Here is a 21,484-nt window from a genome sequence, read left to right as displayed (position 1 = left end):
TGAATGTCGGTGCCGGGTCGTAGCCTGACACGCATGACACTCACAATGGCAATGGTGACCGTCGACAGCACCGATCCCGGCCCGCTTGCCGCCTGGTGGGCTGAGCAGCTCGGCGGCTCGATCGTCGAGGAGAACGATGGCTGGTTCTACGTGGTCGAATCACCCAAGCTCCTGATGGCGTTCCAGAAGGTCGACGACCCGACACCCGGGAAGAACCGCGTTCATCTCGATCTGCTCGCACCCGATCTGGATGCCGAGGTCGAGCGGTTGAAGAAGGCCGGTGCAGAGCCGGTCGACGAGCATGCGATGGGTGACTTCCGGTGGGTGATCCTGGCCGACCCGCAGCAGAACGTGTTCTGCGTCGCCGCAGCAGGGTCGCACTGACGGCCACGATCATCAGGAGCCCGGCCCAGTGGATCACCCCACGTGGATCACCGCACGTGTGACTCCGTCGGCGCCGATCGCCCTCAGCTCGCTCAGCCCCGCTGCCAAGCGTCGACCCGGTCCAGGATCGTGGCAGCGACTCGGCCGAACGCCTCCAGATCCGCTGCATCGACGGCGTCCACGACCAGGGCCCGCGCATGCGCCACGTGCCCGGGAGCAGCTGCCTCCACCCGCGCCAGTCCCTCGTCGGTGAGTACTGCATGCCGGGCACGACGGTCCTGCGGGCACGGCGTGCGGCGAACCAGACCCTGTCGCTCGAGCCGCTGCACCACGTGCGAGAGCCGGGAGAGTGAGCCGTTGGTGAGGATGGCCAGCTTGCTCATCTGCAGCTCGCCGCCTTCCTGCTCGGCCAGCATCCCCAGCACCATGTACTCGAAGAAACTCAGCCCGGAGTCTCGCTCCAACTGCGCGTCCAGGGTGCCCGGCAGGCGCAGCAGCAAACCCGCCAGGTCGAGCCATGCGTTGCGTTCGGCGTCGCTGAGCCATTGCGGGTCCGACGCCGTCACATCACCTTCGTCAGTGCCAGTGCCAGTGCCAGTGCCAGTGCCAGTGCCAGTGTTCGGGCTCGCGGTCTGGTCGGACATCTCAGCCCTCCTCTCGTCGGAAGAAGACCACCAGGAGCCGCAGGACCAGGATCACCGAGCCAGCGAGCAGGGCTGTGGCGATCACATGAAACAGGCCGACCTCATCGGTCACCATCGGACCGGGTGCCACCAGGTAGAGCACCGTGGCCATCAGTCCTGCGGTCGCCGCCAGGATCGTCAGCAGGGCCTGATGCCACAAGCGGGTGACGAACCGGCGGTCTTCCGGATGTGCCAGCAGCCGTGCGTTCACCTGCAGCCGGCCGTGCTCGGCAGCGTCGGCGATCCGGTCGAGCCGGCGGGGGAGACGACGCAGCACCGGTAGCGCCGTCACCAGTTCGGACTCCGCCCGGCGGCGCAACTGCGCCGGGTCCAGGTCGGCCTGGAGCCGTGCCCTGCTCGCCTCCCGTGCTCCGCCGACAAGGTCGAACCCAGGGCAGATCAGGTCGAGTGTTCCCTCCAGCGTCGCGATCGCCCGGAACGCCGCCGCCAGCTGCGGCGGGATCCCGAGCCGGTGCCGGGCCAGGAGGCGGAACAGGGCGGCCACGGCACCGGCGATGTTCGCCGGTGCCGCCGGGGTGGGGTGTGTTGCCGTGCTTGCCGTGCCAGTGGCAACGGGCGGGGCGAAGCGGAGCAGGATCTCCCCGAGTTCCTGCTCCAGCACTCGCTCATTCACCCGGTCCGGCCGCTCCACCACCTCCAGGAGCGCATCGGTCGCCGCGACGGAATCACCGGTTCCGAGCGCAGCGAGCAGGCGGGCCACACCGGAACGTGACTGAGAACCGAGGCGCCCCACCGATCCCAGATCGAGCATCCCCAGGGTGCCATCGCTGCGGACGAGCAGGTTGCCCGGGTGCAAATCGACGTGGAAGACCCCCTGCCGGGTCACCTGGTCGAGCACCACCCGCAACAACTCGCTCGCCAGGTGCTGGCGCCGCGAGGCGCCGAGGGCAGTCAGCAGCCCGCTTGCCTCACCGAGGGGGACTCCTTCCAGACGCCCCATCACCAGGAGCCGGCGGGTGCACAGGTTCTGCCACACGGTCGCGGTCACGACGTCCTCCGCTCCGGACTCGGCGAGCCCGGCTGCCACGGCCTGCAGATTGTCGCGTTCGATGCGAAAGTCCAGCTCCTCGGTGAGAGCCGTAGCGAAACCCTCCACCAGATCGGCCAGGCCGAGGTCCGCCGCCCAGGCGGCGCGGGCGGTGAGCGTCGTGGCCAGGTGCCGCAGGATCTCCACGTCCCGTGCCACCTGCTCCGCTATCCCCGGCCGCTGCACCTTGACCACGACAGCGTCGCCGTCGGGCGTGGTGGCCGCATGCACCTGTGCGATCGATGCGGCCGCCACAGGCACCGGATCCACGGAGGCGAACACCTCTCGCCACGGCTGCCCGAGCTCGCTCTCGATTGCCTGCTCGACCACGCCCCACTCCAGCTGTGCGGCATCGTCCTGCAGTCGCGCCAGTTCGGCGGTGATTTCCGGGGGGAGCAGATCGCGGCGGGTGGAGAGCTGCTGGCCGAGCTTGACGAACGTGACACCGCCGTCCTCCAGCGCGCGACGTAGCGATCGCGCCAGGGCGTGCCGCTCCTCCTGGGTACGGACTGCCCGGTGCGAGCGCCCCCGCAGGAAGCGGACCAGGCCGTGCCGCACCACGATCCGCAGCAACCGCACGTACCGGCCGCTGCGGCGCATGCGGCCCCGCAGTGATCGCGCTGCCGTCACCGGGCCGGGCAGGGACCCGTCGGGTATGAGCATCTCGATCACCGCAAGCGCGAACATGGCCACCACGAGAGCGACAGCCGCCATCAGCACGGTGTAGAGCACCAGGGTGAGCAGGTCGGCGCCCGGGGACGGCGGTGGGAGCAGCGCCCCGAGGAGAGCTGGCCCCGCGGCCCCGCCGATGAGTGCGGCGACGAACGTGCGCAGCAGGCCGAGCCGTACGCCCATCACCCGCCGGACGAACAGGCCGAACAGCAACACGGTGAGCAGGACCGACCAGAGGTACAACTGTGCCCCGAGGAAGTCCATCATGACCTCATCCTGCCCCACGCGGCTGGACCGCTACGCGGTGCGACCCGCTCAGCACACGCGCCCAGGCGCTCGCCAGCTCGGGTCCGTAGCGGTGTCCGTGGCCATATGGGAGGTCTCCGGCGCGTGGCAATGCTGCGACCACCCGCAGGTACGAGAGCACAGGTCGCCAGGGCTGCCTGTAGGGAGGAGGGGCCGGGCGACCGTCACCGGGGGCGTGGTGCCAGCGCAGCGGCCTGACCAGCAGACGCGGCGTGAACCAGACGACGGCGTCGTCGTGGTGGCGGACGACGTCGATGTGCTCAGGACCGCGCCACTCCACACTCCCCGGCGGGCTGACCAGCAGGCCACCGTCGACGAGATCAGCCAGCCTCGGCCGCTGGGCGAGCGCGGCGCGGATCCCGGCCGCGCCGAGGCTCTCCCCATGAACCCAGAGCCGGCCCTGCGCACCGTGGTGACGTACGCTACGCACTCCGTCGACTGCGGCCGAGAGGGCCGACCGAGCCACACGAGCGGGCAGGTGTGGCCGCAGGATGGCGACCGCCCAGCTCGGCAGCCGGGAGTACTGGAACGCGATGACGGTCACCGGCCCGTTCCTCGCGCGCGCTAGTCCGTGGACGGCATAGGGGTTGACCCAGCCCGAGCCGGTGGTCACCACCAGGACGACATCACCCGCCTGTGCCGCTCGCTCCACGTCACTGCGCAGGCGGTCCAGGCGCTCGCGGAACGTCCTGGCAGGTCGCAGTCCCAGGTAGATCCCGGCGACCTGGTGGGAGGAGACACTCTCGAGGAACTCCCGCTCGTGCCGACCAGCGGTCCGCGGTATACGCGGTACGCCGATCAGTGCTGCCAGCCCCCCGACCCAGAGCGCGAGCTGGGCTGGCGTCTCGTGGGGCGTGGGCCCGTAGACCTGCCGGATCGAGTTCAGCGTGACGGCGGTCCCCATGAGCGCCACCACGCCATGGCACACCGGTCGTCCCAGCGGTGCTGCCCCGCGGCACTGCCGATGCCCCCGCAGGACGAACTCGACATCGGCCACCCAGCGCGCAAGCCCGGTCGTCCAGTCACCGTGTTGACCGGATTCGCGCGCCAGTCGCAGCTCGTCGTAGGCGAGGTCATGAACCTGGCATGCGGCCCGCAACCCGAATGGGACCGGAATTGCTGCCGGCACCGAGCATTCGCCGTCCGGGCGGAACCGCTCCCGGAGTCCGTCTCGATCGCGCGTTGCGGGCTGGTAACCCAGTCGCCCGCCTTCGGCCAGCTCGTGTGCGGGCGCAGCGCCGACGGCGTCGAGTGCCAGCGTCAGCACCACGGGTGAGCTCAGCGTCAGGGAGACGGCGGCGATGACGCCGAGGAGCACGTGACGGGCGAGGCGAGCGATCCGGAAGAGCACCTGTTCGACGGTAGGCACACGACCGCCGTCGGGGATCGCCCTGACTACTGAATCACAGCCCCGACCACGGAGCCGGGCGCCACGGCGACCCATACCCCGGTAGGGGGAGCTCTCAGCCGGTAGGTGGGCGACAACGGCGCCCCCCGGTGTCTATCGTCGACGGATGGCGACCAGCGCACTGCCCGGGTGGGCCGACGTGGCCCGGCACCGGGTGATCGCTGGCGCTCGTGCCCTGGGCGCGGCAGTGACGTCCATGGCTGCGCCTTCCCCGACGCGCCGATGGTTGCAGATCCTGAGCGCCTCGATCGGCGTTCTTGTCCTGGTGTTCACCGTCGCCGGACGGCAGCCCAGCACACCCGCGTGGCCGACGTTCCTGCTCTCCCTGGCCGCCGTGAGCTGGATCCTCGCACCGTTCCTGCCATTGCTCGGCTGGCGGCTCGCTGCGGCGCTGAACCTCGCGCTTGCGGTGACCGCCTTGATCGGCCAGCCCGTGGTGGATCCCTCCACCTGGCCCAGCAGTGCGCTGGTGGTCTCCTGCCTGTGGGTGGCCTCGCGTCACGAGGCGCCCGAACGCCGGGGGGCGGCGGCGTGGTCGTTCCTCCTGATCGCGCTGGGACCGTACGGTCTCGAGCGGCCGGTGTGGCTGCTCCTCCTAGCAGCCGGAGTGCTCGTGATCGACGCTACCCGGAGTCGTCGCGCCGCCCAGCGTGCGGAGCTGCAGGCCCGCGAGGAGGCCCGGCAGGCCCAGGAGCAGGAGCGAGCCGGCGCGGAACGGGCACGGATCGCGCGGGACTTGCACGATGTCATCGCCCATCACATGTCATTGGTTGCCGTCCGCGCCGAGACGGCGCGCTACCGGCTGCCGGAGCTGCCACCCGCGGCCACCGAAGAGCTCGCCGAGATCGCCGGCCTTGCCCGTGGTGCCCTGCAGGACGTGCGTGGGGTGCTCACCGTGCTGCGTGATTCCGATGCCCCCCGGGTCCCTCAGCCGGGGGCGGACGACATCGCGGAGCTGGTGGAGGTAGCGCGTACGGCCGGGGTGACCGTATACGCCGACTGGCCCGACGTGTGGCCGGAGCTCAGTGGCGCAGCGCAGCTCGCCCTCTATCGCGGCATTCAGGAGGGACTCTCCAACGCACGTCGGCATGCCGCTGGTGCCCCGGTGCGGGTGACCGTGACGGCGCGCCCACCCGGCGACGTACCGCCGGGACGCGTCAGAGCCACTGTGGTCAGCGGCCCGCGGGCCGAGCACACGCCACCCCCGACGGCGCAGGTTCCGCCGGCAGGAGAAGCGTCCTGGCATGGGCACGGGTTGCGAGGTGTGGCCGAGCGTGTGCGTGCCGCCGGAGGAGACCTGGCGGTCGCGCCCGTCCCGGAGGGCTTCCTGCTGCAGCTCGACCTCCCGCTCGCACGCACGGTGCAGCGATGACGATCCGGGTGCTGGTGGTGGATGACCAGTCCATGGTGCGGGCGGGCTTCTCCGCGTTGCTCGACGCGCAGCCGGGTATCGAGGTGGTCGCCGATGCCAGCGATGGTGCCGCGGCTGTGGCGCTGGCGATGCAGATGCACCCGGATGTGGTGCTCATGGATGTGCGGATGCCCGGGATGGATGGGATCGCCGCCACCGAAGAGATCACCCGTGCCACGGCTGCGCACGTCCTGGTCCTCACGACCTTCGACCTCGACGAGTACGTCCTCGATGCGCTGCGTGCCGGTGCCGCGGGCTTCCTCCTCAAGGATGCAACGGCCGCCGAGCTGACCCATGGCGTGCGGACCGTCGCCGACGGGGACGCGTTGCTCGCCCCCGCCATCCTCAAGCGTCTCGTCGTTGACTTGGTGGGCCGGCCTGAGGCGCCGAGCAGGGATCTTGATGTGCTGACCCCGCGGGAACGGGACGTGCTGGTGCTGGTGGCCGCAGGGTTGTCGAACGCGGAGATCGCTGATCGGCTCTCCCTCGCCGAGCAGACCGTGAAGGGGCATGTGAGCGCGATGCTGCAGAAACTGCAGCTGCGTGATCGCGCCCAAGCGGTGGTGGTGGCCTACGAATCGGGCCTGGTCACTCCCGGTGGGGGCTCACCACGAGCGCTCAGCTGAACGTCTCGGGACCGTCTGGGCCATCCGAACCGTCCGGGCCGGCGGCGAACGCGGACGGACTCAGCGCGGCCAGTTCAAGCTCGCGGAGCAGCCGGGGTGGAGCCAGCGCGCGGTAGGACGCATCGACCAGCTCGAACACTTCCGCCCAGTCGACCTCGTTCGCGGTGGTGCCATCGTGGGCCAGGTTCCAGCCGATCCACCCGGCGGGGCCGTAGTAGGCGGGCACGAAGCTGCGAGGGTCCTGCTCCAGGGCGATGCGCTCACCCGCGTCCGGCAGCAGCAGCAGCGACTGGTCGTACCTGGTGCGCTCGCGGGCGCTGCCCTTGGTGCCGCCGCCGTACACGGTGAACACCTTCGCCGCCCGGAACGTGGGTCGGCCGTGACTCTCCTTCTCCTCGGCCTCCGGGAAGGCCAGGCATAGGTGCCGAACCCGCGCGAGGTAGGGGTCGCCGTCATCGAACATGCGTGGATGTGTCATCGTCGCCTCCCTCAGGCACTCTGCCATCCGCCGCCGACAGTGGTGCCGCGCTGGTCGCTGTCGATGCCGTGGTGGCACCACTTGAGGCACCGTTGCGCAGCGCCTGGGTCAGCGTGCTCACCTCCCCGCGCAGGGCGGCCAGTTCTGTTCGCAGCTGCCCGAGTTCCTCGGCGGGCACCAGCACTCCCTCCTCGAATGGGTCGTCCGGCAGGTCCTCGGCCTGCGATCCGGCCGGCGCCGATGAGCTGCCGCCAGCATCGTCCTCGGGTGGCTTGAGGTGCTGCATGGAGTCCACGATCACGGCGATGAACAGGTTCAGTACGGCGAACGCGCTGATCAGCACGAACGGCACGAAGAACGCCCATGCCCACGAGTGCTCGGCCATGATCGGCAGCACCAACGCCGACCAGCTGTCCAGCGTCATCACCTGGAACAGGCTGAACAGCGACGCCCACAACGTGCCGAACCGCTCTGGGTCCGTGCCCGCGAACAGCATCGTCGCCATCACCGCGCTCACGTAGAACAGCAGCCCCAGCAGGGCGCCGATGGAGAGCATCCCGGGTACCGCCGCCATCAACGCACCCACCACCTGCCGCAGGCGAGGCACCGCTGAGATCAGCCGCAGCACGCGCAGCACCCGCAAGGCACGCAGCACGGCGAAGGCGCCGCTGCCGGGCACCAGCGCCACCACCACGACGAGCAGATCGAAGACGTTCCAGGAACTGCGGAAGAACCGCAGGCCGTGGGCGTACAGCTTCAACGTCAGCTCGACCACGAAAACGCTCAGGCAGGCGAGATCGACGGCGTGCAGCACCTCCCGCGGCACGTTCTGGAACGTCTCCAAACCGAGCGTGATCGCGTTGACGACGATCACGGCGACCACGATCCGTTGCACCGGGCCAGACTCGATCCAGGAGGCAAGGCGGCGACGATGACCCTGAGCCGGTGGGGCCTGAGCAGACGGCTCAGACGGCTCAGGTGGTTCAGATGGCATAGACGGCTCAGTCAGTTCGGGCCGTGCGGGCCCGGTCGAAGGCTCGTTCATCGGATGGCTCCCCTCATCCCTACGTGGCGGACGCCCTATTGTCACCGATCCCGGTTACCGTTGGACTCATGGCACGTACGCTCACCGAGCGGGCGCACGCAGCCGTCGAGGTTGTCCAGGAGAACCCGATCAGGTTCGCCGATCACGTGTTCTTCGTGCTCGGTACGGTCGCCTCCGGCTGGCTGGCGTTCCTGCTCATCCATCAGCTGCTCACCGCCGGGTGGCGGCATCTGTGGGCGTTCGTGCCGTTCTGGGTGATCGTCACCTATCTGCTGCTGCCGCGTCTGCACAGGCTGCTGACCCGCGTCTATGTGCCGAACTACTTCATCGGCAGGTCCCGCACCCGTGAGGGCCTGCTGGGAGACCCGGTCAACCTCGGCTTCCGCGGCACCGAGGAGCAGATCCACACGGCGATGCTCCGCGCCGGCTGGCATCGAGCCGATGAGATCAACCTCGAGTCTTCCCGCCGGATGATCGTCTCCACGCTGCTACGCCGTAGTTACCCCGACGCCCCGGTCAGCCCGCTGTTCCTGTTCGGCCGCCGGCAGATGTTCACCTACCAGCAGGAGGTCGAGGGGAACCCGGCCAAGCGCCACCACGTCCGGTTCTGGCCTTGCCCGGCCGGGTGGCGGCTCCCGGGTGGGAAGAAGGCCGACTGGCTCGCTGCCGGGACCTACGACCGATCGGTCGGTCTGTCGCACTTCACCCTTCAGGTGACCCACCGCATCGACGCCGACATCGACGCTGAGCGTGACCACATTCTCGATACGCTCACCGAGCCCGGTACCGGCAACGACGGGATCGCCGTCAAGCATCTGCTCAACTTCTCCACCGGCTATCACCACCGCAACGGCGGTGGTGACGCGATCCGCACCGACGGGGACCTCCCGATCGTGGACCTGCGCGCCACGGCGCCACCATCGGCCCGGATCATCGAGGAGGTCGCCGCTGACGACGCCGACAGTCACCAACGCCGCGCGATCCCGCTGACCGTGGCGTTCGGGATGCTGATGATGGTTCTGCGGGTGGCGACCGGAGTGCTCGGGCTGGCGTGGCTGACCCAGCTCACCGCCTCACAGGCCGGTGATTTGCAAGTGGTGACCCCGTTGGTGGAGGTCGGTGTGCCGGTCGAGACGATCATGCTGGCGGTCCGGGTCTCACTGATGGCTTACCTGCTCGCCTACCTGGTGCTGACGGTGCTCCTGTACCGGCGGGTGAACTGGGCGCGGATGGCGACGCTCACGCTCGGTGCGGTGGGGGTGCTGACCTACGCCGTGCTGTGGATCAGCGGGGCGCCCGAGGCGGCGCTGGCCAGTCAGCTCGTGGGAACCTCCGTGGAGATCCTGGTGCTGCTGGCGCTCTCGAGCGAGACCGCACGAGTTTTCACGCACGGGCAGTCCCAAGAGGGTGCGACGGCGTAGGTGAACTGGGCGGACAGGTCCAGCCCCGTCGAGCCCAGCCCGTCGAACTCAGCCTCGACGTAGCGCGGAGCCTCAGCCCAGAATGATCCCCAGGGCGATCGCCACCGCTAGCACGGCCACGGCCGCAAGCAATGCGGGAACCCGGGACGGCGTCACACCCCCTGGTACCGGCACCTCACCTCGGCGATCCGGCTCCGTGCGGGAGCCCGAGTCGTCCTCCGGCTCCGCCGCTGGCGGGGCTGCAGGTGCCTCCTCGGCGGGGAGAGCGGGTGCGTCGTCCGCCGGGGCCGCACGTGTGTGGTCCTTGTGGTCTGTGTCGCTGCTGTCGCTTGTGTCGCCTGTGCCGGCTGTGTCGTATCTGTCCGGCGAGAGCGCCCGGGCCACCCCGGCCATCGGTGCGGTCGTGTCCAGCGGAAGGTCGGGCAGGCTGGCGCGCAGCGCCGCGGCGGCGTCCGGGGAGAGGTCGATGGGTTCGCTCGCCGCACCCACCACCACGGCGGGTTCGGGGGAGACCGAGGCTGCGCCGTCGTCGATCAGATCGGCCACGATCACGGTGACGTTGTCACGTGTGCCGACCTCGAGCGCAGCATCCATGAGGGCGTGGGCGGCCTCGGTCCGGTCCGGTCCGGCCAGCAGCGTGCCGATGTGCTCGGGGGAGAGGTAGTCCGAGAGGCCGTCGGAGCACAGCAGCAGCCGGTCACCGGGCTGAAGCTCGCATTCGATGATGTCCAGGTCGGCACCGGCCGGCTGGTCATCGAGAGACTTCAGCAGCATCGACCGATAGGGGTGGGTGCGGGCACGCTCCGGGGTGAGCTGGCCGGTGTCGACCAGCCGCTGGACGTGGGTGTGATCGGTCGTCACCTGGTACAGCGCTCCTTGGCGCAGCGCATACAGACGCGAGTCGCCGATGTGACCGACCGTGACCTGTTCACCATCACAGGCGACCGCGATGAGCGTGGTCCCCATCGATTCGAGCTTCGGGTCGGCCTCGGACATCGCGTGCAGCGCGCGCCGGGTGCGGCGACCCGCCTGCAGGATCGCGTCCGCCGATCCGGCCGGGTCCCCCGCGGAACCGCCTGGCTCGCCGACCAGCCCACCGAAGACGCGCAGCGCCACCGCGGACGCGACCTCACCGGCCGCATGGCCGCCCATCCCGTCCGCGAGGATCAGCAGTCGGCCGCTGCCGAAGGCGGAGTCCTCATTGTTCGTGCGGACGGTACCGAGGTCGGTCCCCAGGGCGTAGCGGAACCTCACCGCCATCCTTCACCGCCTTCGAGATCTGGTGCCCCAGGATACTGATCCGTTGTCACCCACCCTACCTGTCACAGCAGGTTGCGCCGTTGCATGTAGCGCAGTGCCCACCACCCGAGCGGAGCGCGGATCCAGAACGTCAGCACCCGGAACAGCACGGCGGCAGATGCAGCGGCCGCGGCGGCGATCCCGGCCGTCGTCAGGCCGGTGGAGAGGGCGAGCTCGACCGTCCCGATGCCGCCCGGCGTGGGGATGGCCGAACCGACAGCGGTGCCGGTGAGGAAGACGATCGCCAGCGAGGTCAGCGGCAAGGACTGGCCGAACGCCGCGAGCGAGGCTGCGAAGGCCGCGAGGAAGCCAAGGGTCATGATGAGGTTGCCACCGATCGCCATCAGCAGCCGGTGCGGCTGGCCGATCACCCACACCAGCCGGGGCCAGACCTGCTGCAGCGTCGGCTTCGTCTTGGCGATGACCCAGCGGCGCAGAGAGCCGATCGCGAACACGGCACCCCCGAGCACCAGCAGCACTCCCAGCACCACGAGGACGGCGCCGGAGGGAAGCTGCTGCAGGGCGCTGGAGCTGCCGGTGAGCAGGGCGATGGCGAGCAGGAGCAGCACCGTGGTGACGAACTGTGAGAGCTGGAGGAGTGCCACAGTGGCCAGCGCCATCGGGGTGGCGAGTCCGCGCCGTTGCATGAAGCGCAGGTTCAGGGCGGCCGGGCCGACGCCCGCTGGTGCCACGAGAGTGACGACTGAAGCGGCGACCTGCACCAAGATCGTGCGCCACAGGCCGAGCCGCTCCGGGGAGAGTGCCACCAGGCCCATCGCCGAGCCGAGGTAGGTCAGCAGGCCCATACCGAACGCCACCACCATCCAGGCCGGGTTCGCATCGGCCATGACGTCGGTGAGCTGCTCGAAGTTGAGGGTGGTCAGCACCACCCAGCCGGCCACGACCGCGATCGTGAGCGTGATCGCCGTCTTGGCGGTGAAGCGCGCGATCTGGATCGGCTGCACTTCTTCGGCCGTCGGGATGAACTCCACCAGGTGCGCACGCAGCTCGGCCATCTGCTCCTTCTGCCGGCGAGCTTCGGCGCGGGTCTGTGCGGGCAGGGCGATCGGCTGCAACAGCGGGGCGATCTCGGCGAGCCGGTTGATCGACAGCACCCGGGATGCGGCAGCCACCGCGCGGTGGGCACCGACGCGGAGCGCGAACAGCGTCAGCAGCTGCATGAGATCGACGCGCCGTGCCAGAGAGCCGGAGGCGATCTCGCCCTCCTCCCAGCCGTTCAACCAGACCTGGCCTGCCCGTTCACCGCTGGTGACCACGTGCACCGTGTCCGCGGAGATATTCCGGTGGGCCAGTCCCGCCTGGTGAGCCTTGGTGATCTGCTCCCACGCTGCCAACATCACGTCGTCGGTCACCACGTCGACGGCCACGTCGCTGAGCTGACGTGCACCGGGAACATGTTCACCCAGGAGGAGGACGGAGTCGCCCGCCTCGGCAATACCCTGCAGACGGGGGCAGTTCACCCCGGCGGCCGCGGCCGCGTAGTACATCAGCGAGGCGCGTTCGGCTGCCTGCCGCAGCGAGACTGTGGCCCGCCGGTCCAGGCCCCGGCGTGCCAACGTCGAGATGACGGCGTTGAGCCAGCCGATCACCTGCCTGTCGGAGTCGAGCACCACCGCATCCCAGCGCACCCCGTCAGCATCGGTGACGGCGTAGACGCGGTTGGCACCCTCGCGTTCGGTGGCGACCGTGGCCGAGTCCTGCACATGGTCGGCAGGCGGCTCGTGCTGGCCCGCGGGCCCAGCGGTGGTGGCCTCCGGGGCGCCGACGGCGAGCCCACCGCCGGCATCGTCACTGATCCCGGCCCGGTTGCCACTGCCGGTCGGGGAGGTCGTGGCACGTGCTGCGGTGCGGCCCGCGCGGCCGGGGACGTAGCCGATGGGGCCGGAGACGGCGATGGTCTCCCGTGGCATCCGGCTGACGTCCTTGGAGTCCCCGATCCGGATCACGCTGACGGCGTCCACCCCGGCCCGGCGCACACCGTCTACCAGTACCTGACCGTGGGCACGCTCCGACCGCACGCCCGAGGCGTACCGCATCCCCAGCCCGACGGCGCGCCCCATCAGTACCGAGACCAGCGCACCGACGAGCGTGGCGTCACCGGAGATCACGGAGACGACCAACACGATCCACAGCAGGTTCCACGAGATCGCCACCAGGCGCCGTCGTGAGCGGGTACCGATAGCGGTGAGGAACGCGGCCAGCCCCGCCACCATCGGTGTCACCGTCATCACCCAGCCCTCATCGGCGAGGATGCGCAACGCCCGGAGCACCTCGATCGGGGCGTAACTTTCCAGCAGCCAGGCGACCCCCGCCGTCACGAGGACGGCCGTGAACGCAGCGCCGAGGGCGTCCAGGATGTTGCGCGGCTGGCGGCGTACGAGCTGATCGACGATCACCACCACCGGCAGGATGAGGGTGAGGAAACCCTCGATCGCGTTGACCGGCACCAGCAGGATGTTGCGGATCACCTCGGAGAACACCGAACGGACATCGGCAGTGACGCCGGTGGTCGTGCGGTAGGCGTAGACCGACAGCGCGAGCACCGCGACCACCGCGGTGAGGGTCACCAGCATCAGCACCAGGTCGATCGGGCGTCGCACCCTGGCGACCGGCAGATCCACGAGAGAGACCGTCTGCACCGGACCGCGCGGCGGCTCCGGCGTCTGCGGGTTCTCGACGGCCATGCTCCCGATGGTAGGCGAGGTGCGCTCGGCAACCCTGGTCATTTCCGGGTTCGTGCAGGCCTTCGCGTGTGACGGGCCTCACCGTTCACGCTCCGGCGGCTGATACAGCATCGGCGGTGGAGAACCACCGCCGGTGGCGTGTATAGGTGGGTCAGAGGGCCGGCGACCCTCAGACGTCCACGCCAAGCGCCGCGAGCCAGGCCTCGGGCAGGTACTGGTAGCCCACGAAGGCGACCACATCGAGCACGGTGTGGGCGACCACGAGAGGCATCACCCGCCGTCGGCCGAACCGGGAGAGGTAGAACAGGGCGAAGGTGACGCCCATGATCGCGTTCGCCGCGAACGGTCCCCACCCCTGGTACAGGTGATACGCGCCGCGCAGCAGGGCCGAGGTGGCGACGATCGCCGGCAGCCCCCAGCGCTTCTCACCCAGGCGCTCGATCAGGTACCCCACGACGATCACCTCCTCCACCAGCGCGTTCTTCAGCGCCGCGAGCAGGAGCACGGGCACCGTCCACCAGTACGGGTCCAGCCCGGAAGCCTGCACCGCCACCGTGATACCAAGGGCGCGGCCGGCCAGGTAGAGCCCGAGTCCGGGGATCCCGATGAGGGCGCCGAGTGCGAGCCCCCAGCCGAGATCGCGGACCGGACGGCGCAGGTCCAGGCCGATCCGCCGGAAGGCGCTACGGCCGGATTCACTGAGCAGGTAGAGCACAAGGGCGACCGGCACGAGCGCGAAGGCCACGGAGAGCACTTGGTAGGTGAGGTCGAGGTACGGGCGCGGCGACTGAGAGGTGTTCAGTGCGGTGGTCTGCTCGCCGAGCGGCCCGCGGGTGAGGGCCGCGATGATCGCCACGATGGCGTACACGGCTGATTTGCCCAGGCTCAGGCCGAGGACGATCCAGATCTCCGCGGTCAGGCGCCGGGAGCGGGCGCGCACGGTGGGCGGTGCAGTGGCGGGGCGGTGTGAGGCGGCCCGAGCGCTGTCCATGCTCCTAGTCTCGCGTGGTCGATGGGACCGTGGTTGCTTGCGACGGCGATCCCAGGCCCGCGCTGAGCAACTCGATAATCTCATCGGTGGCCTGCTCCCAGGGTGCGCCGTCGAGCAGATCGTCGACCGCGAGCATCGCGACACCGTGGACCGCCGCGAATGTCACGCGGGCCTGTGCACGCGGATCGCCGGGCCGGACGCGGCCCTCGCCCTGTCCGCGGACGAGCAGCTCGACGACAAAGTCGTAGGCGCGCTCCCCGGCCGCAAGCAGCTCCTCACTCGGTGTCTGGGCGCGCTTCGCGGCGAAGGTGGCCGCGAGCAAGCGCGGATGGTCGACGGCGAACCGGACGTATCCGTGGGCGGCGGTGAGCAGTTCGTCGCTGCCGCCCGCCCGCATTGCTTCCAGCAACTGTCCGAAGCCCTCGACCGCGACGGCGTCCAGCAGTGCAGCCCGGTCCCGGAAGTGCCGTGCCGAAGCGCCGTGGCTGACACCTAGATCGCGTGCGAGGCCGCGCACGGAGAGTCCGTCGACGCCGCGGACCTCGATCTCCCGTACGGCGCCTTCCAGCAGCGCCTCGCGCAGACCGCCATGGTGGTACGGGCGCGCTGTCATCGCTCCATCCTAGCCCAATGTAGACATTGACAACAATGCTGTCATTGTCTACATTGCGTGCTATGACCCTCACCGATGCATCCGTCCTCATCACCGGCGCAAGCTCGGGCCTCGGCGCGGAGTTCGCCACACAGTTCGCGCGCCGTGGACATGACCTCGTGCTTGTGGCCCGCCGTGCGGAACGCCTGCAGGAGCTCTCTGATTGCCTCCGGCGTGAGTACGGCGTGTGTGCGTACCCGATCGGTGCCGACCTGGCGGTGGATGGGGCCGCCCGGGCCCTGCGCCAGCAGGTGCGGGAGCGCGAGGTACGGATCGGAGGTCTGGTCAACAATGCCGGCTTCGGACTCAAAGGGGCCTTGGTCGAGGCGGACCCCGCCCGCCTCGACGAGATGGTGCGCCTCAACGTGGGCGCCGTCGTGGCCATGACCCGGGAGTTCCTCCCCGACATCCTCGCGGCCGATGGTCTGCTGGTGAATGTGGCCAGTACCGCCGCATTCCAGCCGTGCCCGACGATGGCCGCCTATGGTGCCAGCAAGTCGTTCGTACTCAACTTCACCGAGGCCGTGGCACACGAGGTCCGAGGCACGGGTGCGCGGGTGCTCGCGATCAGCCCGGGGGCCACCCGCACCGAGTTCTTCGACGTGGTCGGCGATGCGTCCGCTGCCGTCGGGCGCTTCCAGTCCTCCGCCCAGGTCGTCTCCCGCACCTTCCGGGCCCTTGAGTCCGGTTCGCGGCCCCCGAGTGTGGTGTCCGGCTGGTCGAACGCGGCCACGGCGGCCCTGACGAGGCTCCTGCCCCGGCGCGCGCTCCTTGCTATCAGCGGCCGGGTGCTGACCTGACCCTTGCGGACCGGCCGGCGGGATGCGCATGACTGCCGACCACGGCCGGCGGGCGGTGCTTGCGCAACCAGACCTCGGTCTGGGTGACGTGGGCGGCCGCGGCCGCGGCCGCGGCCATGGGATCCCTGGTCTGCAGGGCGTGCCAGATGGCGCGATGCCCGGCGTCGGAGAGTTCCTTGACTGCGGCGCCGTCGTTGGTGCTGAACAAGTGGTAGGCGCGCGAGCGGGAACGCAGCACGGCAACCATCGCCGCGAAGGCGCTGTTGGCCCCGACTTCGACGATCCGCATGTGGAACTCATGATCGAGTCGGGACTGGTCGGTATCGTCGGTGGTCACCTCGAGCTCGGTGAGCAGGGCGTCGAGCGCCGCCAGATCGGCGTCGTCGATGCGTGCCGCGGCCAGCGATGCTGCGTGTGACTCCAGGGCGCGCCGCAACTCGGTCAGCTCCAGTAGTGAGTCCAGGGGCAGGAGTCCCACGGTGAGGGAGAGGTTCTCCAGGATCGGCGCCGCTCGCAGATCACCGACGTAGGTGCCGGAACCGTGCCGGGTATCCAGGACGCCCAGTGCCGAGAGCATGCGGATCGCTTCGCGCAACGAACCGCGCGAGACCCCGAATCGTTCGCACAGTTCCGACTCGCTCGGTAGCCGGTCCCGCGGCTGTAGATCACCTCCGGCGATCAGGGCACGCAGTCCGTCCAGTGCTGTCTCAAGTGCTCGCATCCTTGCCCCTTCGTGGTCTGGACCACGCTAGAGCGTCACGAGTTGTTCGACAAGTAGCGTGAAAGATGGTCTCATGGTGCGCCAACAGCCCGAGATGACGATAAGTCATCGAACAACATGGGTGCAGAGTGGAGAGACGTGATGCAGCAGACGGTCGGTCGGGACGCCGTGACAGGTGTGAGCCTGCGCGGATACGACCGGGCACGGGACGCCTGGCCGCTTGACCCGGATGTCGTGCACCTCAACCATGGCTCGTTCGGTGCCGTCCCCATCGAGGTGGTGCGCCACCAGGACGGGCTCCGGGCCCAGGCCGATCGCAACCCGGTCGGGTGGTTCCCGCAGGTTCCCGCACTGGTGGCCCAGGCGCGCCGGGAGATCGCACCGTTCATCGGCGCTCGCGCCGAGGACATGGTCTTCGTCCCCAATGCCTCCGCCGCCGCGACGGTGATCTACAACAGCCTGCAGCTGGCGGCCGGTGACGAGATTCTCGTAACCGACCACGGGTACGGCGCCATCACGATGGGTGCTCGCCGGCTCGCCCGGCGCTTCGGTGCTCGCGTGCGCACGGTCGCGATCCCCCTGCTCGCCAGTGATGACGAGGTGCTCACCCAGTTCGCCGCAGCCACCACCGACCGGACGCGGCTGATCGTGGTCGACCAGATCACCTCACCCACTGCCCGTCGCTTCCCGGTGGAGCAGATCACGGCGCAGGCGCGCCGCTCCGGCGTTCGTGTGCTCGTCGATGGTGCCCACGCACCCGGCCTGATCGATGCCCCGGCCCAGTGCGGCGAGCCGGACTGGTGGTTCGGCAACCTGCACAAGTGGCCGTGCGCGCCTCGAGGTGCGGCCGTGCTCGTGAGCACCGCAGCCGACCGTGACGACCTCTGGCCCCTCATCGACTCCTGGGCCGCCGAGGAGCCGTTCCCGGCACGCTTCGACACGCAGGGCACGATCGACGCCACCAGCTATCTCGCCGCACCCCACGCGATCTCCTGGATCGAGCGCGAGTACGGCTGGTCGGCGGCCCGCGAGACGATGGCCGAGCTCGTCGACCATGGCGCCGAGATCATCGGCGAGGCCATCGCGCCCTACCTCGACTCCGATCCGGTGGTCGTCAGTGCCGCGCAGGTGCCGTCGATGCGTCTGGTGCGGATACCGGACACCCTCGCCGACCGCCGCGAAGCCGCAGACCGGCTGCGTGACGTGCTGTTCCAGCGCGCCGGCGTGGAGGCCGCGTTCACCACCTTCGACTCTCGGCCCTACCTGCGCCTCTCGGCGCACTTGTACACCGAGGAGTCCGACTTCCACCAGTTCATCGAGCGGGCCATCCCGCTCGTGCTCGAAGCCAGCGGACTGGCCGCCTCGCCTGGGCGGGTCCGCTCCGCACCTCACGCACCATCTTCTCGCTACCCGTCCCCCCTCAAAGGAGAGAACACATGAGACACCTACGTTCCGCCGTCGCCGCGACGGCTGGCCTTTCGATGATCGCCCTGGCGGCGTGCTCGGGTGACTCCGGTGATGCCGGAGACTCCGAAGGCACCGTGACCCTCCAGATGGTGGAATCCCTGACCAACCCGGATCGCACCACGCTGATCCGCGGCCTGCTCGACGATTTCGAGGCGGAGAACCCCGGGGTTGAGGTCGAACTGGTCTCGCCCCCGACCGAGCAGGCGGACCAGACCATCCAGCAGATGCTGCAGTCCGGCTCCGGTGTGGACGTGCTGGAAGTCCGCGACATCACCGTCGGTCCGTTCGCCAACAACGGCTGGCTCTACGACCTCAGCGGTGACCTGGAGTCCTGGGACGGGTGGGACGCCCTCACCGACAACGCCCGCGCCGTGGCCGAGGGGGATGGCGAGAGCTACTTCCTCCCGTACGGCTTCTACGGCCTCTCCCTCTTCTACCGGACCGACCTGGTGGCCGAGGCGGGCTTCGACGGGCCGCCGTCCAGCTGGGAGGACCTGCTCGAGCAGGCGAGCGCGATCCAGGATCCCTCCAGCAACACCTATGGCTACGCCTTCCGTGGCGGGCAGAACGCGAACAGCAACGTGGTCGCCGCCATCGAGGCGTATGTGATCGACGGCCTCGACACCGAGAACGCCTTCCTGATGGAGGACGGCTCCACCATCTTCGCCGCTCCCGAGGCTCAGGATGCGCTGGAGACGTACTTCGCGCTCTTCGAGGAGGCGTCCCCGCCGTCCGCAGTCTCCTGGGGCTACCCGGAGATGGTTGAGGGCTTCAACAACGGCTCCACTGCGTTCCTGCTGCAGGACCCCGAGGTGATCGCCACCATCCAGGGATCGGACACCCTCTCCGAGGACCAGTGGGGCACCGCACCGCTGCTGGTGGGGCCCACGGGCCGTGCCGCGCAGCCGTTGGCAGTGGCCGGATGGGGCGTGACGGAGTTCAGCGAGCACCACGAGGAGGCGGTGGCGCTGGTGCAGTTCCTCGCCTCCGAAGGGCCGGGAACGGAGTTCGCCCAGGCCAACAGCCTTGTGCCGCCGATCGCCTCGGCCTCGGACGACCCGTTCTACTCCGAGGGTCCGTGGACGAGCTACGTGACCATGACCGAGAACCCGGACACCTATGTCAACGTCACCCAGCCGCGGGACGTGAGCTGGTGGACCGAGTGGATCCAGAAGTCCGACCAGGAGATCCAGAGTGTGCTCCTCGGCGAGATGACGCACGAGGAACTGCTCACCTCGTGGGATGAGTTCTGGACCGAGAAGTACGCCGCGGAGTGACTGAGGTGACCGCCACCTCCACCGAGCGCCCCGCCGCAGCCGGCGGCGGGGCGCCAGGCAACCGCCGCCGACCGGCGTTCCGGGCCCGTCACGGCCTGACGATCCTGGCCTTCCTGGCGCCGGCGATCGTGTTCGTGGGGTGGTTCACGTACTACCCGATGCTGCGCGGGGCCAATATGGCCTTCCGCGACTGGAACCTGTGGGACCTGACCTCGACACCCTTCATCGGGTTCGACAACTTCGCCACCATCCTCAGCGATCCGGTGTTCCCCACCGTCGTGCGCAACTCGGTGCTCTGGGTGGTCGGTTCGCTGGTGCCGCAGCTACTCATCGGCTTCGCCCTCGCGCTGGCCCTGCGCAAACGGTTCCGGTTTCGCGGCGTCTACCAGGCGTTGGTGTTCTTCCCCTGGGCCGTCTCCGGGTTCCTCATCGGGATGCTGTTCCGGTGGATGTTCAACGCCGAGTTCGGTGTGGTCAACGATCTGCTCGGCAAGGTCGGGATGATCGATGCGCCGATCCCGTGGCTGGCCGATCCCACCCTGGCGATGATCGCGGTGATCGTGGCGAACATCTGGTACGGGGTGACGTTCTTCGCGATCATGATCCTCGCAGCGCTGCAGTCCGTGCCCGAGGAGATGATCGAGGCGGCCAGCCTCGACGGCGCCGGGAAGGTGCGAATGCTCTTCTCGATCATCATCCCGACGATCTCGATGACCCTGCTGCTCACGGTGCTGCTGCGGATCATCTGGATCTTCAACTTCCCGGACATCATCTACGCCATGACCGGTGGCGGGCCGGCCAACCGGACACACATCGTCACCACCTGGATGATCAACTTCACCCAGCAGGGCAACTACGGCCTCGCCAGTGCCCTCGGGCTGTGCGTGGTGGGATTCCTGCTGGTCTTCTGCGCGTTCTACCTGATGGCGATCCGGAAGGCGGACCAGTCATGAGTACGACGGCGACCCTCACCTCTGCGCCGACGTCCCCCGAGCCGGTGGTCACCAGGGCAGCGCCGCGCCGGGTCACCATCGGCGGCGTGCTGCGGGTGATCGGGCTGGGTGCTTGGTTGCTGATCACCCTGTTCCCGCTGTACTGGATCGCGATCACGTCGTTGAAGGCGCCGGGCACGATCAGCCGTTTCCCGCTGGAGTACTGGCCGGGAGAGCTCTCGATCGAGAACTACCGGGGCCTGTTCGAGCAGAGCAACTTCGGGGTGTTCCTCGCGAACTCGGCGATCGTGGCCACCACGGCGGGGGCCACTGCCACGCTGATCGCGCTGCTGAGTGCCTATGTGCTGGCGCGGTTCCACTTCCGCTCTCGGGGTGCGGTGCTGGTCGCCTTCCTGCTCACGCAGATGATTCCTGCGTTCATCGCGCTCGGGCCGTTGTACTCGATGATGTCCGACCTCGGGCTGGTGGACCGCAAGTTCGGTCTGGTGCTCGTCTATGTGGCGATCAGCATCCCGTTCTCCACCATCATGCTGCGTGGGTTCTTCCAGAACGTGCCCGATGCGCTGGAGGAGGCGGCGATGATCGACGGCTGCTCCCGGCTGGGGGCGTTGTTCCGGGTGATCGTGCCGGTGATGACGCCGGGGATCATCGCGGCATTCATCTTCAACTTCGTGAACTCCTGGAACGAGCTGTTCCTCTCGGTGGTGTTGATGCACGCGGAGTCGAACCGGACGATCCCGGCCGCGCTGAACGGCTTCATCTCGACGTTCAACATCGACTGGGGGTCGATGTCAGCGGCCGCGGTGCTGACGATCCTGCCGACCATGGTGATGTTCGCGCTGGCCAGTAAGTGGATCGTGCAGGGACTGACGGCGGGGGCCGTGAAGGGCTGACCCTGACCTGACCTGACCTGACCTGACCTGCCCTGCCCTGACGCGGACGCGGACCCGGACCCGGACCCGGACGCGCCCGTACCTCTCGTCGCCCCCTGCACCGACCACAACCTCACCGGGGGTGAACCTGACGCCGGTTATCGGCACATAATCGACGTCAACTTCACCCCCGGTGAGGTTGTGGTCGGTGGTGAGGTTGTGGTCGGTGCTGAGGTTGTGTCGGTGTTGTGGGCGTTGCGGGTGT

General features: G+C 69.0%; 19 protein-coding genes. 9 read left to right on the top strand and 10 right to left on the bottom strand.

Going from position 1 to position 21,484, the window contains the following annotated elements; all coding sequences use genetic code 11:
• The first annotated feature begins 33 nt into the window (after positions 1 to 33).
• Positions 34 to 384, top strand: a complete 351-nt coding sequence (locus IM660_RS18915) for a VOC family protein (protein WP_193497299.1) — start codon at positions 34 to 36, stop codon at positions 382 to 384.
• Between the two features lie 92 nt (positions 385 to 476).
• Here the strand turns inward: IM660_RS18915 and IM660_RS18910 are convergent, their stop codons facing one another.
• From IM660_RS18910 to IM660_RS18900, 3 genes are read right to left on the bottom strand one after another with little or no spacing between them, the layout of a single operon-like run.
• Positions 477 to 1,028, bottom strand: coding sequence for a MarR family winged helix-turn-helix transcriptional regulator (locus tag IM660_RS18910; RefSeq protein ID WP_193497298.1), 552 nt, complete (start codon positions 1,026 to 1,028; stop codon positions 477 to 479).
• A 1-nt stretch (position 1,029) separates the two neighbouring features.
• On the bottom strand, positions 1,030 to 3,054 hold the full coding sequence (locus IM660_RS18905; RefSeq protein WP_210769031.1) for an ABC1 kinase family protein: 2,025 nt from the start codon (positions 3,052 to 3,054) through the stop codon (positions 1,030 to 1,032).
• A gap of 4 nt (positions 3,055 to 3,058) precedes the next feature.
• Positions 3,059 to 4,462: an alpha/beta-hydrolase family protein gene (locus IM660_RS18900; protein ID WP_193497297.1), complete on the bottom strand. Its 1,404-nt coding sequence runs from the start codon at positions 4,460 to 4,462 to the stop codon at positions 3,059 to 3,061.
• Positions 4,463 to 4,607: 145 nt separating this feature from the next.
• On the opposite strand from IM660_RS18900, the gene IM660_RS18895 reads away from it, so the two are divergent.
• Both IM660_RS18895 and IM660_RS18890 read left to right on the top strand, forming a co-directional pair.
• Entirely contained in the window at positions 4,608 to 5,873 is a 1,266-nt protein-coding gene (locus tag IM660_RS18895) for a sensor histidine kinase (RefSeq protein WP_193497296.1), read from the top strand.
• Positions 5,870 to 6,538 (top strand): response regulator, encoded by a 669-nt coding sequence (locus IM660_RS18890; protein ID WP_193497295.1) that lies wholly within the window; start codon positions 5,870 to 5,872, stop codon positions 6,536 to 6,538. The genes IM660_RS18895 and IM660_RS18890 overlap by 4 nt, the downstream gene beginning before the upstream one ends.
• Here the strand turns inward: IM660_RS18890 and IM660_RS18885 are convergent.
• On the bottom strand, positions 6,531 to 7,016 hold the full coding sequence (locus IM660_RS18885; protein WP_193497294.1) for an MmcQ/YjbR family DNA-binding protein: 486 nt from the start codon (positions 7,014 to 7,016) through the stop codon (positions 6,531 to 6,533). The genes IM660_RS18890 and IM660_RS18885 overlap by 8 nt on opposite strands.
• Positions 6,991 to 7,911, bottom strand: coding sequence for an ion transporter (locus tag IM660_RS18880; protein WP_210769030.1), 921 nt, complete (start codon positions 7,909 to 7,911; stop codon positions 6,991 to 6,993). The genes IM660_RS18885 and IM660_RS18880 overlap by 26 nt, the downstream gene beginning before the upstream one ends.
• A 218-nt stretch (positions 7,912 to 8,129) precedes the next feature.
• On the opposite strand from IM660_RS18880, the gene IM660_RS18875 reads away from it, so the two are divergent.
• The gene (locus IM660_RS18875) at positions 8,130 to 9,482 is read left to right on the top strand and encodes an LssY C-terminal domain-containing protein (protein WP_193497293.1); all 1,353 of its coding nucleotides are present in this window, start codon (positions 8,130 to 8,132) and stop codon (positions 9,480 to 9,482) included.
• 72 nt (positions 9,483 to 9,554) lie between these two features.
• Here the strand turns inward: IM660_RS18875 and IM660_RS18870 are convergent, their stop codons facing one another.
• The 4 genes from IM660_RS18870 to IM660_RS18855 form a co-directional block, all read right to left on the bottom strand.
• Positions 9,555 to 10,736: a PP2C family protein-serine/threonine phosphatase gene (locus IM660_RS18870; protein WP_193497292.1), complete on the bottom strand. Its 1,182-nt coding sequence runs from the start codon at positions 10,734 to 10,736 to the stop codon at positions 9,555 to 9,557.
• A gap of 68 nt (positions 10,737 to 10,804) precedes the next feature.
• Positions 10,805 to 13,486: a lysylphosphatidylglycerol synthase transmembrane domain-containing protein gene (locus IM660_RS18865; RefSeq protein WP_193497291.1), complete on the bottom strand. Its 2,682-nt coding sequence runs from the start codon at positions 13,484 to 13,486 to the stop codon at positions 10,805 to 10,807.
• A 169-nt stretch (positions 13,487 to 13,655) separates the two neighbouring features.
• Positions 13,656 to 14,477 (bottom strand): CPBP family intramembrane glutamic endopeptidase, encoded by an 822-nt coding sequence (locus tag IM660_RS18860; RefSeq protein WP_193497290.1) that lies wholly within the window; start codon positions 14,475 to 14,477, stop codon positions 13,656 to 13,658.
• 4 nt (positions 14,478 to 14,481) lie between these two features.
• Positions 14,482 to 15,090 (bottom strand): TetR/AcrR family transcriptional regulator, encoded by a 609-nt coding sequence (locus IM660_RS18855; protein WP_193497289.1) that lies wholly within the window; start codon positions 15,088 to 15,090, stop codon positions 14,482 to 14,484.
• 62 nt (positions 15,091 to 15,152) lie between these two features.
• Between IM660_RS18855 and IM660_RS18850 the strand changes: the two genes are divergently transcribed.
• On the top strand, positions 15,153 to 15,929 hold the full coding sequence (locus tag IM660_RS18850) for an SDR family NAD(P)-dependent oxidoreductase (protein WP_193497288.1): 777 nt from the start codon (positions 15,153 to 15,155) through the stop codon (positions 15,927 to 15,929).
• On the opposite strand, the gene IM660_RS18845 is transcribed toward IM660_RS18850, so the two are convergent.
• Entirely contained in the window at positions 15,907 to 16,650 is a 744-nt protein-coding gene (locus IM660_RS18845; protein WP_193497287.1) for a FadR/GntR family transcriptional regulator, read from the bottom strand. The two genes, IM660_RS18850 and IM660_RS18845, sit on opposite strands and share 23 nt — an antisense overlap.
• 141 nt (positions 16,651 to 16,791) lie before the next feature.
• Here IM660_RS18845 and IM660_RS18840 point away from each other — a divergent pair, with 141 nt between their 5' ends.
• Genes IM660_RS18840 through IM660_RS18825 form a run of 4 tightly spaced genes read left to right on the top strand, consistent with a single transcriptional unit; the run spans position 16,792 to position 21,240 of the window.
• A complete protein-coding gene (locus IM660_RS18840) occupies positions 16,792 to 18,090 on the top strand; it encodes an aminotransferase class V-fold PLP-dependent enzyme (protein WP_193497286.1) in 1,299 nt (432 codons plus the stop codon).
• Complete coding sequence (locus IM660_RS18835) at positions 18,087 to 19,394, top strand: ABC transporter substrate-binding protein (RefSeq protein ID WP_193497285.1); 1,308 nt, start codon at positions 18,087 to 18,089, stop codon at positions 19,392 to 19,394. Before IM660_RS18840 ends, IM660_RS18835 begins: the two co-directional genes overlap by 4 nt.
• Entirely contained in the window at positions 19,391 to 20,347 is a 957-nt protein-coding gene (locus IM660_RS18830; protein ID WP_193497284.1) for a carbohydrate ABC transporter permease, read from the top strand. The genes IM660_RS18835 and IM660_RS18830 overlap by 4 nt, the downstream gene beginning before the upstream one ends.
• Entirely contained in the window at positions 20,344 to 21,240 is an 897-nt protein-coding gene (locus IM660_RS18825) for a carbohydrate ABC transporter permease (protein WP_193497283.1), read from the top strand. The genes IM660_RS18830 and IM660_RS18825 overlap by 4 nt, the downstream gene beginning before the upstream one ends.
• The last annotated feature ends 244 nt before the right edge of the window (positions 21,241 to 21,484 follow it).

This window comes from Ruania alkalisoli (genome assembly GCF_014960965.1).
GTDB classification, from domain to species: Bacteria; Actinomycetota; Actinomycetes; order Actinomycetales; family Beutenbergiaceae; genus Ruania; species Ruania alkalisoli.
The sequence above is the reverse complement of the archived record's forward strand: the minus strand, read 5'-3'. Positions and strand labels throughout refer to the sequence as shown.